This window comes from Cobetia sp. 4B (genome assembly GCF_018831605.1).
GTDB classification, from domain to species: domain Bacteria; phylum Pseudomonadota; class Gammaproteobacteria; order Pseudomonadales; family Halomonadaceae; genus Cobetia; species Cobetia amphilecti.
The window spans coordinates 3,851,461-3,864,730 of the sequence record NZ_CP059843.1; the positions used below are offsets into that span (position 1 = coordinate 3,851,461).

At 63.5% G+C, this 13,270-nt stretch carries 10 protein-coding genes; 4 read left to right on the plus strand and 6 right to left on the minus strand.

From position 1 onward, the window contains the following. Positions 1 to 65 precede the first annotated feature (65 nt). The 4 genes from H2O77_RS15745 to pilM are packed head-to-tail and all read right to left on the minus strand — an operon-like array spanning position 66 to position 2,894. On the minus strand, positions 66 to 617 hold the full coding sequence (locus H2O77_RS15745; protein ID WP_215823513.1) for a pilus assembly protein PilP: 552 nt from the start codon (positions 615 to 617) through the stop codon (positions 66 to 68). Continuing rightward, positions 614 to 1,246 (minus strand): type 4a pilus biogenesis protein PilO, encoded by a 633-nt coding sequence (locus H2O77_RS15750; RefSeq protein WP_215823514.1) that lies wholly within the window; start codon positions 1,244 to 1,246, stop codon positions 614 to 616. Before H2O77_RS15750 ends, H2O77_RS15745 begins: the two co-directional genes overlap by 4 nt. Next, positions 1,243 to 1,833, minus strand: a complete 591-nt coding sequence (locus tag H2O77_RS15755) for a PilN domain-containing protein (RefSeq protein ID WP_064503256.1) — start codon at positions 1,831 to 1,833, stop codon at positions 1,243 to 1,245. Before H2O77_RS15755 ends, H2O77_RS15750 begins: the two co-directional genes overlap by 4 nt. Next, positions 1,830 to 2,894, minus strand: a complete 1,065-nt coding sequence (pilM, locus tag H2O77_RS15760; RefSeq protein ID WP_107335932.1) for a type IV pilus assembly protein PilM — start codon at positions 2,892 to 2,894, stop codon at positions 1,830 to 1,832. The genes H2O77_RS15755 and pilM overlap by 4 nt, the downstream gene beginning before the upstream one ends. Before the next feature lie 248 nt (positions 2,895 to 3,142). Between pilM and H2O77_RS15765 the strand changes: the two genes are divergently transcribed. Together H2O77_RS15765 and H2O77_RS15770 are read left to right on the plus strand one after the other, a co-directional pair. Then, positions 3,143 to 5,659, plus strand: a complete 2,517-nt coding sequence (locus H2O77_RS15765; RefSeq protein WP_215823515.1) for a penicillin-binding protein 1A — start codon at positions 3,143 to 3,145, stop codon at positions 5,657 to 5,659. A 224-nt stretch (positions 5,660 to 5,883) separates the two neighbouring features. Next, positions 5,884 to 6,645 (plus strand): DUF481 domain-containing protein, encoded by a 762-nt coding sequence (locus tag H2O77_RS15770; protein ID WP_043332961.1) that lies wholly within the window; start codon positions 5,884 to 5,886, stop codon positions 6,643 to 6,645. 188 nt (positions 6,646 to 6,833) lie between these two features. On the opposite strand, the gene H2O77_RS15775 is transcribed toward H2O77_RS15770, so the two are convergent. Further along, positions 6,834 to 8,102, minus strand: a complete 1,269-nt coding sequence (locus H2O77_RS15775; protein WP_043333076.1) for a malic enzyme-like NAD(P)-binding protein — start codon at positions 8,100 to 8,102, stop codon at positions 6,834 to 6,836. 528 nt (positions 8,103 to 8,630) lie between these two features. After that, positions 8,631 to 8,843, minus strand: a complete 213-nt coding sequence (rpmE, locus tag H2O77_RS15780) for a 50S ribosomal protein L31 (RefSeq protein WP_054556509.1) — start codon at positions 8,841 to 8,843, stop codon at positions 8,631 to 8,633. Positions 8,844 to 9,083: 240 nt separating this feature from the next. Here rpmE and H2O77_RS15785 point away from each other — a divergent pair, with 240 nt between their 5' ends. Then, positions 9,084 to 11,342, plus strand: a complete 2,259-nt coding sequence (locus H2O77_RS15785; RefSeq protein ID WP_240548639.1) for a primosomal protein N' — start codon at positions 9,084 to 9,086, stop codon at positions 11,340 to 11,342. Between the two features lie 240 nt (positions 11,343 to 11,582). Further along, positions 11,583 to 13,268 (plus strand): arginine--tRNA ligase, encoded by a 1,686-nt coding sequence (argS, locus tag H2O77_RS15790; RefSeq protein ID WP_215823516.1) that lies wholly within the window; start codon positions 11,583 to 11,585, stop codon positions 13,266 to 13,268. Positions 13,269 to 13,270 lie beyond the last annotated feature (2 nt).

Here is a 13,270-nt window from a genome sequence, read left to right on the forward strand (position 1 = left end):
GCCAACTCTTGCGGGTCGACCGTTCGTCTTCCGTGACAATATGGCTACTGCCAACGCCAGTGATCTCAACCACCTTGCGACACGGGCTCTTTCAGCGCCATGGCGCGAGACCGCTCTATCCAACCGCCCTGACCATTGGGCACGATTTCCACCATATCGATCTGCGTATCACCGATACGGGTGATCCTGCCGAAGTTGCTGCCCATGTGGTTGCCGACCCGCACACGCTGCACTTCCTGCTCAGGCGTCAGAATCAACGCCGAACGCGCGCCATCGACATCCAGCGTCCCGACCATGCTGAGCTGCTCCATCGGCCAGGCTTCCAGTGGTTCACGAGGGCGATCGAGGTCCGGTCGCACACCGTTGTCGACGGCCGTCAGCTCCTCTTCGGGCTCCGGCAGGCGTGACTGGAAAGGACTGCGCGCATCCGCCATGTCATAGGTGACGGGATGATACTCGGGTTGCGGCGGCAACTCCTGCACCTTGCCGGAAGGACGCCCCCTCAAGGACTCGAGCTCCCCTTCCAGCGCGCCCAGCTGCGGATCTCCACAACCCGCCAGCAGAGTGACCAGCAACGCACTTCCCATCACGGTGTTTCGACGTATCATCAGGCTCATTGCTTGCCTCCTGACGTTGCCGGGGTCTGGCGATAATTGTAGGTCTTGGCCAGCAGCGAAAGCTCGAGATCATCGCTGTTGGCGACCGGCGTCAGCACGAAATCATGCAGCGTCACGATGCGTGAAAGCCCCGCGACACCGGAAATGAAGGCGGCGATACGATGATAGTCGCCGCGCACCTTGATATCGAAAGGTTGTTCGACGTAGAAGTTGCGATTCTCCGCCGGCTTCAGACGAATGTACTCGACCGCCAGCTGGTTGTTGATCGCCGTCTCGCTGATGTCATCCAGCAGCGCCGGGACTTCCGCGTCGGTGGGCAGCATTTCCAGCAGCTGCCCCATGCGGGACTCCAGCTCCACCATCTGCTCGCGCATGGCCGGCAGGTTGGCGGCCTTGAATGCCTTGCTCTCGAACTGCTGGAGCAGCTGACTTTCCTGGGCACGCAGATGCTCGAGGTCTTCCGCCTTGGGCGCGGCAAGAAACCAATGGGACGCCCAGAACAGGGCGCCCAGCACGATGAGCGCGAGCACGGCCTGCAGCGTGACCGGCCAGATGCCGGCTTCCTTCAGGTCAAGATCACGAAAATCCGTCGACTTGAGGCGGCGGATTTCAGCATCGATGAAACTCATCGCCGACCTCCTTTCTTGTCATTTTCCGCATCGGCAGCGCTCAGCGCCGACCCCGTCGGGCGCTCCGGAATCATGATATTGAAGCTGCGCTGATCGTCGTCATTGCTCTGCACGTCGGAGAGCGTCGGGGTGCCGAAGGAATCCGACAGGGCAATGGCGCGCATCAGGCCCGAGACCTGACGCGTGCTTTCCGCCGTGCCATTCGCCTTGAGCTGGCGCCCGCTGCGACTGATGCTCTGATACCAGGCGCCGTCCACCAGAGACGTCACCAGCTGATTGAAGACCCGTACCGTTTCCGGACGCGAGAACTGCAGACTGCGGATCAGCTCTATCTGGTCGAGCATCTGGGTGCGGCGCGCCTCGATGTCCTCGACTTCCTTGATGTCACGATTGAGGCGGGCCATTTCCTTCTCGATGAAGGCATGCCGCTGCTGCTGCGCCTCGAGCTGGCTCTGGTAATACTCGCTCATGCCATAGCCGCCACCGATACCGATGACAGCCGCCAGCGCCAGTATGCCCATGAAGCGCTTGCTGCGCTTCTCACGCCGGTCTTCACGCCAGGAAAGCAGATTGATCTCGATGGTCATGAGCGCTTCCTCATCGCAAGACCGCAGGCCGTGAGCATCGCCGGGGCATCGCCCGCCAGCGCCTGGATGTCGACGCGCGGATTGACGCTCATGTGAGTGAAGGGGTTGGCCATGATCACTTCAAGCCCGGTGTGTTCCGCCAGGCCTTCACGCAGCCCGACGATGGCGGCCGTACCGCCCCCGAGTAGGATACGCTGCACCTCGCGGCGCTTGCCGGCGGTGTAATAGAGCTGCAGTGAGCGTGCGATCTGCTGGATGAGCGTCTCGCGGAACGGACCCAGCACTTCGCTGTCATAGGTATCCGGCAGACCGCCACGCTTCTTGGCCAGGCCCGCCTCATCATTGGAGAGATCGAAGCGATTCATGATCTCGTCCGTCAGCTGACGCCCCCCGAAGACGGCGTCGCGACTGTAGACGATGCGGCCATTCTGGATGACGTGGAAGGCGGTCATCGTCGCGCCGATATCGACGACGGCAACGCACTCTTCGTTGTCGTAGGTCGGCGGCAACTGATGACGCAGCTCGCCGAAGGCGCGCTCGAGGGAGAAGGTCTCGACATCGACGGCAGCCGGCTCGAGGCCGGCCTGGGACAGTGCCGAGGTCAGCTGATCGACGTCCAGGCTGCGACACGCCACCAGCAGCAGGTCCTGCTGATCGGGATTGCGCGGATTGACGCCCAGATGCTGGAAGTCGAACGCGACATCGTTCAGCGGAAAGGGGAAGTGCTTCTCGGACTCGAGCGCGATGCGCTGCTCGATCTCGTCATCGGCGAGATTGGCCGGGAAGCTCAGTGTCTTGGTGATGGCAGCGCTCGCGGGAACCGCGACCACGGCACGTTTCGAGCGCGGCTGTGCCTGCTCGACCGCGCGCTTGATGGCCAGCACGACTTCGTCCATGTCCCGTATACGTCGCTCGACGACTGCGCCTTCCTTGAGTGGACGCACCGCATAGCTATCGATCTGGTATCGATTTCCTTGCCTGGACAGCTCCAGGAGCTTCACCGTGGCCGACGTGATATCGACCCCGATGAGTCCCTTGCCGGCGGATTTGAGTCCCAGCAATTGGCGTTCCCCTGCTCTGATGACGATCTTGCCAGACTGGCTGGCCGCCGGTTCCCTGACGACGTTGCCGCGACACCCTCTATCATTCCAGGATGTTACATTATGTTTCCCAGAATAACACAACAGACGCGCAAGTCAGGGTTCAACGCTGGCCGCATCTGAACCCGCTACTTATAATGCCCCAGCAATGGAATTGCCAATCCCCGCGCAGCCACTCGCTTTTCTTACCCACGGACCCTGTCTTGCCCATGAAGCTATTGAGACGACTATTTTCGCCAGTGTTCTGGCTGCTGCTATCACTATGTGCCGCGGGACTTCTGGCCATCGTTGGCGCTTCGCTGTACTTCTCGCCGGGCCTACCCGACGTCCATCAGCTTCAGGATACCAAGCTGCAGACGCCGCTGCGCATCTATACCCGCGATGGCAAGCTGATCGGCGAATACGGTGACCAGCGCCGCATCCCGGTCACCTACGACGAGATCCCCGAGACCTTCGTCGACGCTCTCCTCGCCGCCGAGGACAGCAACTTCTTCTCCCACCCGGGTATCGACCCCAAGGGGCTGGCGCGCGCGGCCTTGCAGCTGGCCTCCAGCGGCAGCATCCAGTCCGGTGGCAGCACCATCACCATGCAGGTGGCGCGCAACTATCTGCTGACGCTGGACCAGACCTTCACGCGCAAGATTCGCGAGATTCTGCTGTCGCTGCAGATGGAAGAGATCCTCTCCAAGCAGGAGATCATGGAGCTCTACGTCAACAAGATCTTCCTGGGCCATCGCGCCTACGGGATCGCCGCCGCTGCGCGCACCTACTACGACAAGTCCCTGGATGAACTGACCCTGGCCGAGCAGGCCATGCTGGCCGGCCTACCCAAGGCGCCGTCGAGCTTCAACCCGCTGACCAACCCGCAGCGCGCACTGATCCGTCGCAACTGGATCCTGCTGCGCATGAAGGAGCTGGGTTACATCGAGCCGCAGGCCTATGACGAAGCCGTCAAGGCACCGATCACCGCGGCACGCCACTATTCCAGACCGGAAGTGCAGGCACCCTACGTCGCGGAAATGGCGCGCAGCTTCGCCGTCGACCGTTTCGGCGACAAGGCCTACACCGACAACGTCCGCATCACCACGACGCTGGACAGCTCGCTGCAGCCAATGGCACGTGATGCGCTGATCAAGGGACTGATTGCCTACGACACCCGCCACGGTTGGCGCGGGGTCGAGGAATCCGACATCGCCGCCTCCCTGGCGGAAGCTCAGGACCAGACCGATCAGGCCGGCCTCGAGGAAGAACTCTCCAAGTCACCGGAAGTGCTGGAAACCGCCAAGCAGGCGGCCCAGAAGAGCGAGAAGCGCATCGCCGGCATCGACCGTGATGTCTCGAACTGGCTGAAAGTGCTCGATCGCACCCCGGATTACGGCCCGCTGAAGGCCGCCATCGTGGTGGAAAGCACCGGCAAGCAGATGAAGGCACTGCTGGCCGACGCCACGGTCGTGACCCTCGACTGGGACGGCCTGAAGTGGGCACGCGAGTACAAGAGCGCCAAATGGCGTGGTGGCGTGCCGGGTTCGGCCGCCGAGATCGCCAAGGCCGGTGATCTGGTACGCGTGATCAAGCAGGACGACGGCTACCGTCTGGGCCAGCTGCCGGACGCGCAATCCGCCATCGTCTCGCTGGACCCGGAAAGTGGCGCCATCCTCGCCCTGCAAGGTGGCTTCAGCTATTCCGCCAGCAAGTTCAACCGCGCCATCCAGGCACGCCGTCAGGCAGGCTCGATCTTCAAGCCGTTCGTCTATCTGTCCGGGCTCGAACAGGCCGGCATGTCACCGGCGACCATCATCAACAACGCCCCTGTCGTGCTTCAGGACGGCGGCAAGGTGTGGCGTCCGGAGAATGCCGGCGGCAAGTTCACCGGCCCGACCCGCATCCGCGTTGGCCTGTATCGCTCGCTGAACCTGGTCTCCGTGCGCCTGCTGCAGACGGTCGGCCTCGACAAGACTCTCGACTTCCTGGTCAAGCTGGGCTTCCAGCGTGACGAGCTGCCCAATGGCCTGTCACTGGCCCTGGGCAGCGCCTCGCTGACCCCGCTGGAGATGGCACGCGGCTATGCCGTGCTCTCCAATGGCGGCTTCCGTGTCGAGCCCTGGTACATCGATACCATCACGCGTGGCGATGACGAGACCGACTATGAAGCGCATCCGCCGGTTGCCTGCGCCAACTGTGCGCCGGGCATGGTCACCGTCAATCGTGACGGTCGCCAGTACCCGCTGGCCGAGCGTGTCGCCTCCCCCGAAGCCATGTATCTGATCCGTGACATGATGCAGGATGTCATCAAGCGCGGTACTGGCCGTGGCGCCCTGGCGCTGGGTCGTGATGACCTGGCCGGCAAGACCGGCACCACCAACGACCAGCGTGATGCCTGGTTCTCCGGCTTCAACAGCAAGCTGGTGGCCACGGTCTGGGTCGGCAAGGACTCCAACGACACCCTGGCCGAGTATGGCGCCCAGGCCGCTCTGCCCATCTGGGTCGACTACATGCGCGGCGCCCTCAAGGGCATGCCGTCCTCCACCATGGAGCGTCCGGACAACATCGTGACGGCGACTATCGACCCGGACTCTGGCAAACGCCTGCGCAGCGGTCAGTCCGGCGGCATCAGTGAGCTGTTCCGCAAGGATAATCTGCCGCCCTACCAGGAACGCACCATCCGCAAGGAGCTGGAGCAGGAAAGCGGTTCGGAAGGTACCGGAACTTTCGAGGCCATCTTCTGATCTGATCTCCAGACCTCGCCTGCCAGCTTCATCGGCAGGGGGAGAGCCCAAGGAAGAGCGGCCGCTGGTCGCTCTTCTGCCATCTGAGCATTCGCAAGGCTCCCCCGTATCGCGATCCACTGGTAGCGTCCGGATGACGCACCAGGCCGCCTCGCTCAGCAAGCGTCATCTCGCAAGCCATATTCCCGATGATGATGTCATGCCTCAAACATGCCGGAGTTCGCATGCTTCACCCATTGCCCACACTGCGCAGGACCGCGTTTCTGTGCCTGGCCCTGCTTCCCCTCGACACGGCTGTCGCAGACGACCTCTTCTATGCACCGCCACCCGCCAGCGAGGACTCTGAGCCCTTCAGCGGCCAGGCCGAGCTGGGCTTCACCAAGCTGTCGGGCAACTCGAACAGCGAGACCCTGCTGGGCAAGACCAGCCTGTCCTGGCACCTGAAGCCCTGGACCCACACCTTCCGTGTAGAGGCCAAGCATGTCTCCAGCAGTGGCGAGACCACGACCGACAAGTATTTGGTCGGCCAGCGCGAGCGCTATGACCTCAGCGATGACCACTACGCCTTCGGGCTGCTGCGCTGGGAGAAGGAGCGCTTCTCCGGCTACAACCACCAGGTCACCTCCATCGTCGGCGAGGGCATCACGATACTGGATGGCCCCGAGCACAACCTCTCCCTCGAGGCCGGGCCGGGCTATCGCTTCGATGACATCACGGCGGGGGATCACGAGAACTACCTGCTGGGCTATGGCGCGATGGATTACCGCTGGCAGCTGTCCGACACCTCCAAGTTCGAGCAGCAGTTCTCGGCGGAGGCCACGCGCGAGAACGTGATCAGTCGCAGCTATACCGCGCTGACGGTCGCCATCAATGCAAGCCTCGCTCTCAAGCTCTCGCATGAGATCGAGAACAACACCAACCCGCCCGACGAGTCGGATGCCAAGACCGACACCACCACGGCGGCCTCCATCCTCTACAGCTTCTGAGCACAGGCCTGACGCCTGCCTGCCCAGGTGCCAGTCGCTGGTGGCTCATGGCTCGCGGTTCATGGCTCAAGGCTCAAGGCTGAAAGCAGCCACCAACAAAAAGCCCTCGCCGGAATCTCCGACGAGGGCTTTTTCATGTCTTGCGTCGCTTCAGCGACGCCGCCAACCGGCCATTCGACCGCTGACGCTTAACCGTAGACCTGATCCGTGCTGGTCAGCGGGTAGTGCGCCGGGTACGGCTTGCGTGCGACACCGGAATCGATGGCCGCCTGAGCCACGGCTGCCGGCAGACGCTCGAGCAGACGCGAGTCCATCGGCGTCGGGATGATGTAACCCGGACCGAATTCGAGGCTGTCGATCTCGTAGGCATCCAGCACATCTTGGCTGACCGGCTCACGCGCCAGGTCTTTCAGGGCGTGAACGGCGGCCAGCTTCATCTCTTCATTGATGCGCGTCGCACGCACATCCAGCGCGCCACGGAAGATGAACGGGAAGCCCAGCACGTTGTTGACCTGGTTCGGGTAGTCGGAGCGACCTGTCGCCATGATGACGTCCGGGCGTGCTTCGCGAGCGGTATCCGGATGAATCTCCGGATCCGGGTTGGAGCAGGCGAAGACGATCGGATTGGCGGACATCTTCTTGAGCTGCTCGGCCTTGAGCAGATTCGGGCCGGACAGACCGACGAAGACGTCGGCGCCATCGATGGCGTCGTCCAGCGTGCGCAGCTCGGTCTCGGTGGCGAACATCGCCTTGTACTGGTTCAGGTCGTCACGGCCACTGTGGATCACGCCCTTGCGGTCGAGCATGAAGATGTTCTCGACCTTGGCACCACTGGCCACCAGCAGCTTCATGCAGGCGATGGCGGCAGCGCCGGCGCCCAGGCAGACGATACGCGCGTCTTCCAGCTTCTTGCCGGCGATATCCAGGGCGTTGAGCATGCCGGCCGCGGTGACGATGGCGGTACCGTGCTGGTCGTCATGGAAGACCGGGATGTTGCACTGTTCGATCAGTGCCTGTTCGACTTCGAAGCACTCCGGTGCCTTGATGTCTTCCAGGTTGATGCCACCGTAGGTGGTGTGGATGCGACGCACGGTATCGATGAAGGCCTGCGGGCTTTCCGCATCCACTTCGACATCGACGGAGTTGATGCCAGCGAAGCGCTTGAACAGCACGCCCTTGCCTTCCATGACCGGCTTGGAAGCCAGCGGCCCCAGGTTGCCCAGGCCAAGGATGGCAGTCCCGTCAGAGATGACCGCGACCAGATTGCCCTTGCCGGTGTACAGGTAGGCATTTTCCGGGTCGGCGGCGATTTCGCGGCACGGTTCGGCAACGCCCGGGCTGTAGGCCAGCGCCAGGTGCTTGGCGGTCTCGGTCGGCTTGGTCAGCTCGATGGAGAGCTTCCCGGGAATCGGTTCGGCGTGATATTGCAGTGCTGCTTTCTTCATGGCATCAGACATGCGTGTCATCCGGTATTTTGGCGGGGGGTTGGCTGCTCCAGAATATAGAAAAAGACACCTCTGAACAACCGACGCAACTTGCTGTTATGCATGACTTTAAAACGTTCGTTTAAATAATATTTTAGCCATTCGTCTAACGTTATGGATGCCCTGCCCAGCCATAAACCTTTCCTTATCGCTGACCGGCTTTCACGCCGATTTCGGCCCGAGATGACGCCACGATTCGCGCAAGATCCTCGATTTTCGGCCGTTCGCTGACGCAACCCGCCATTCCGGCGCACTTGATGCAGAGGCAGAGCAGAAAAAGTGCCAAATCGGAAACAATCTTTCCTTTCAGCAAGCGCAGCGCAGGGGTGAGATCTTCGCAAGGGCATTACGGCAAGGACATCCCGGACCGGCTGGCGTGGTCGCGGCTCTTTTCAGAGTGGCCTGAATGACAGGCACAAAAAAACCCGCTCGTGAGCGGGTTTTTCGTCCATGACGCTGCAAGATGCGCAGCGCCATGAAAGCGACAAGCAGCTGAAGGTATCAGCGCTTGATGGCAGCACCGAAACGCTTGTTGAAGCGCTCGACGCGACCACCGGTGGTAGCCTGCTTCTGCTTGCCGGTGTAGAACGGGTGGCACTCGGAGCACACGTCAAGCGCGAAAGTCTGCTTGGAAGTGGTACCGATTTCGTGCTGCGCGCCGCAGGAGCAAGTTGCGGTCTGGCGCTGGTAGTCCGGATGGATACCCTGTTTCATGATGTGTAACCTCAGGTCGCTGTGCACCGCCACCTGATCACTTGCCAGGCACCGTACACGGGTTTTGGATTGAACCGGTCATTCCGCCGTTTCCGACGGAAGGCCGCGCATTTTACCAGTCATCTGCCGCAAGACCAAACTTTGTGCCGTTTATTGCGGGCAACACTCTGTAGACTGCGTGCCACGGCATATCCCCATTTTCCTGAACGCCTCATATCACCTCATATCCGGATACCTTGCGTGCCTGACACTACCGACAAGACTGCGACTCACCTGCCGGGACGTGTGCTGGGCATCGCGATTCCCGGCCCGCTGCGCGATCTGTTCGACTACCTGCCATCCCGCCAACCGCCCCGCCACGGCTGGCAGGTGGGCCTGCGCGTGCGCGTCGAATTCGGGCGTCGCCAGCTGGTCGGGGTGATCGCCGAGCTGCGCAGCGACTCAAGTTTCCCCATCGACAAGCTAAAGCCTGTCAGCGAAGTCATCGATGACGAACCGCTGCCGGCCGACTGGTTGTGGATATGTCAGTTTACCGCGCGCTATTACCAGCACTCACTCGGCGACACCTTCGCCCAGGCGATGCCCTCGCTGCTGCGTCAGGGGCGCGCCCTGGAGGCGCGTACCCGTGAGCGCTGGACGCTGACCGACAAGGGCCGCGCCACCGAGCCGGCAAGCCTGGGGCGAGCCACCCGCCAGATCGCGTTGCTGGAGCTGCTCGCTCAGCATCGTCATGGCCTGGTGCACAGCGCCATCACTGCCCAGGGCTTCACCCGCCAGCAGCTAGAGACCCTGCGCGGCCGCGGCTATATCGAGTCACGTGAGGAGCCGGTGACCGGCGCCACGCCGGAGCAGGCCAACAAGGGCGTGCTCGCCGAACCCGGCCTGGCCCTCAATGATGAGCAGGGTCGCGCCCTCTCGCGTCTGCATGAAGGCCTGAGCCGCTTCTCGCCCACGCTGCTGGAGGGCGTGACCGGTTCCGGCAAGACCGAGGTCTACCTGCAATTGATCGAGGCGGTACTGGACCGCGGCGGCCAGGCACTGGTGCTGGTGCCCGAGATCGGCCTGACCCCCCAGACGCTGGAGCGCTTCCGCAGACGCTTCCGCGTGCCGCAGGTGATGCTGCACTCCGGCGTCAGCGATGGTGAACGCCTCGATGGCTTCGAAGCCGCCCGCAGCGGCCGTGCGCGCATCGTGATCGGCACCCGCTCCGCCATCTTCACGCCGATGGCCAGACTCGGCGTGATCATCGTCGACGAGGAGCACGACGGCTCCTTCAAGCAACAGGACGGCCTGCGCTATCACGCCCGCGATCTGGCGCTGGTGCGCGGCAAGCAGGAAGGCATACCCGTGGTGCTCGGCAGCGCCACGCCGTCTCTGGAAAGCCTGCGCCATGCTCGCGAGGGGCGCTTCACGCATCTGCACCTGCATCAGCGCGCCGGACGCAGCCAGCCGGCCCGACTGCACCCCGTCGACCTGCGAGGCCGCATGACGCTGGGCGGTCTCTCGACCCAGAGTCTGGAGGCGATCGAGAAGCGCCTCGCCCAGGGCGATCAGGTGCTGGTATTCATCAATCGACGCGGCTTCGCGCCGACCCTGACCTGCCATGCCTGCGGCTGGATCGCCGAATGCGACAACTGCGATGCGCGCATGACCCTGCATCGCCATCCGCCCCAGCTGACCTGCCACCACTGCGAGCGCACCCGCCCCCTGCCGGATGCCTGTCCGGCCTGTGGCAGCGGGGATGTTCGCCCGCAGGGCGCGGGCACCGAGCGCACCGAAGAGCTGCTCGGCGAGAAATTCCCCGACGTGCCGGTGCTGCGCATCGACCGCGACAGCACCCAGCGCAAGGACGCCATGAGCGAGGCGCTGGCGGTGATCCGGCGCGGCGAGCCCTGCCTGCTGGTCGGCACCCAGATGCTGGCCAAGGGCCACCACTTTCCCCACGTCACCCTGGTGGTGGTGGTCAACGCCGACAGCGGCCTCTATGCCGCCGACTTCCGGGCGCTTGAGCAGTCCGCGCAGCTGCTGGTGCAGGTCGCGGGGCGTGCCGGACGCGCCGAGCGCCCCGGTGAAGTATTGATCCAGACCCGCCACCCGGAAGACCCCAACCTGCTGACGCTGATTCAGGCTGGCTACCCGCAGCTGGCGGGGGAATTGCTCGAGGAGCGCCGCATCGCCCAGCTGCCGCCGTTCAGCCATCTGGCGCTGCTGCGCGCCGAGGCCACTGACCAGCAGCAGGTCGAGCAGTGGCTGTTGAAGGTCGGTGGCGCCCTGCGCCAGCACCTCGAGGCTGCCAATCTCAAGGTGGATTGCCTCGGCCCGGTGCCCGCACCGATGGAGCGTCGCCAGAATCGCTATCACGCCCAATTGCTGTTGCGCTGTGCGAAACGCGGCCCATTGCATGAAGCGGCGGCCTGGCTGGTGACGCTCTGCGAGCAGGACCGCGACGCGCGCCGCCTGCGCTGGTCGCTGGATGTCGATCCCATCGGCATGGCCTGAGTGATACGCAAGCGGTGTGACAGCCCTTCACGCCACTTGCGATGAACTGACCACTATCCCTGCAGGGCGCGGAATGCGGCGCGATTGATCACGACGGTTTATGCAAGCCGCAGGATCGGTGATAATGCCCGCCATCGTGCAGCGACATCCGCACTCCCCCATTGCCCGCAGGCCTGATGCCTGCAACCGCCTGCTGTATGGCACGCGGTGCGACCCGAGCCGTGAAGAGACCGATATTCCATGAAAGAGACGATCATCGAACTGCTGGGCCAGGCCCTGGAAACCCTCAAGGCCGACGGCACCCTGCCCGCCGACGCCAGCCCGCAGATCAAGGTCGACCCGACCAAGGACAAGAGCCACGGCGACTACGCCAGCAATCTGGCGATGATGACGTCCAAGGCCGCCGGCATGAAGCCGCGCGATCTGGCCGAGAAGCTGATCGCGGCGCTGCCGGCCTCCGATGCCGTCTCCAAGGTCGAGATCGCCGGCCCCGGCTTCCTGAACTTCTTCGCTGATACCGGTGCGGTAGCCGATATCGTGCGTCGCGTCTTCAGCGAAAGCGACAGCTTCGGTCACAGCGACGTGGGTGCTGGTGAGAAGGTGCAGGTCGAGTTCGTCTCCGCCAACCCGACCGGCCCGCTGCATGTCGGTCACGGCCGCGGTGCCGCGGTCGGCGACGTGCTGTGCCGCCTGCTGGCCGCCACCGGCCACGACGTCACCCGCGAGTTCTACTACAACGACGCCGGCGCCCAGATCAACAATCTGGCGCTCTCCGCCCAGGCGCGCGCCAAGGGCCTGGGCCCGGACGATGCCAGCTGGCCGGCCGATGGCTATCGCGGTGACTACATCAGCGAACTGGCCGCCTCCTACATGGCCGGCGACACCGTCGAAGCCGATGGCAAGCAGGTGACCGGCGCCGCGGACCCCGATGACCTGGAGGCCATCCGCGTATTCGCCGTCGCCTACCTGCGCAATGAGCAGGATCTCGATCTCAAGGCCTTCGGCGTCGAATTCGATGTCTACTTCCTCGAGTCCTCGCTCTACAGCGACGGCAAGGTCGAGGAGACCGTCAAGCGCCTGGTCGACAACGGCTACACCTATGAAGACGATGGCGCCCTGTGGCTGCGCACCACCGACTTCGGTGATGACAAGGACCGCGTGATGCGCAAGCGTGACGGCGGTTACACCTACTTCCTGCCCGACGTCGCCTACCACCTCGACAAGTGGCAGCGTGGCTTCACCCAGGTCATCAACGAGCAGGGTGCCGATCACCACTCCACCGTGACCCGCGTGCGTGCCGGTCTGCAGGCTCTGCAGGCGGACATTCCCAAGGGCTGGCCGGACTACGTGCTGCACCAGATGGTCACCGTGATGCGCTCCGGCGAGGAAGTGAAGCTCTCCAAGCGTGCTGGCAGCTACGTGACCCTGCGCGACCTGATCGAGGAAGTCGGCCGCGACGCGACCCGCTACTTCCTGGCCGCACGTCGCGCCGACTCCCAGCTGACCTTCGACATCGACCTGGCGCGCTCCCAGTCCAATGACAACCCGGTCTACTACATCCAGTACGCTCACGCCCGCGTGCACAGCGTGCTGCGCAAGGCCAGCCGCGAAGAGAAGCCCTTCGACGAAGCCCTGGCCATGGCGCAGCTCACCCTGCTGACCAGCGACCAGGAAAAGGCCGTGATGAATCGCATGGCGCAGTTCCCGGACGTCGTCGCCCACGCCGCCAAGGTGCGCGAGCCGCAGCAGGTCGCCCAGTACCTGCAGGACCTCTCCTCCGACTTCCATACCTGCTACAACGCGGTGAAGGTGATGGTCGAGGACGACGCGACCCGCAATGCGCGCATGGCGCTGGGTCTGGCGACCGCTCAGGTCATCCGCAACGGCCTGGCCCTGCTGGGTGTCAGCGCTCCCGAGGAGATGTAAGC

Excerpts from the sequence above, each read along its gene's own strand:
- H2O77_RS15765 (WP_215823515.1), top strand. The coding sequence starts at position 3,143 with ATGAAGCTATTGAGACGACTATTTTCGCCAGTGTTCTGGCTGCTGCTA.
- argS (WP_215823516.1), top strand. The coding sequence starts at position 11,583 with ATGAAAGAGACGATCATCGAACTGCTGGGCCAGGCCCTGGAAACCCTC.
- H2O77_RS15775 (WP_043333076.1), bottom strand. The coding sequence starts at position 8,102 with ATGTCTGATGCCATGAAGAAAGCAGCACTGCAATATCACGCCGAACCG.
- rpmE (WP_054556509.1), bottom strand. The coding sequence starts at position 8,843 with ATGAAACAGGGTATCCATCCGGACTACCAGCGCCAGACCGCAACTTGC.
- H2O77_RS15745 (WP_215823513.1), bottom strand. The coding sequence starts at position 617 with ATGAGCCTGATGATACGTCGAAACACCGTGATGGGAAGTGCGTTGCTG.
- H2O77_RS15770 (WP_043332961.1), top strand. The coding sequence starts at position 5,884 with ATGCTTCACCCATTGCCCACACTGCGCAGGACCGCGTTTCTGTGCCTG.
- H2O77_RS15750 (WP_215823514.1), bottom strand. The coding sequence starts at position 1,246 with ATGAGTTTCATCGATGCTGAAATCCGCCGCCTCAAGTCGACGGATTTT.
- H2O77_RS15755 (WP_064503256.1), bottom strand. The coding sequence starts at position 1,833 with ATGACCATCGAGATCAATCTGCTTTCCTGGCGTGAAGACCGGCGTGAG.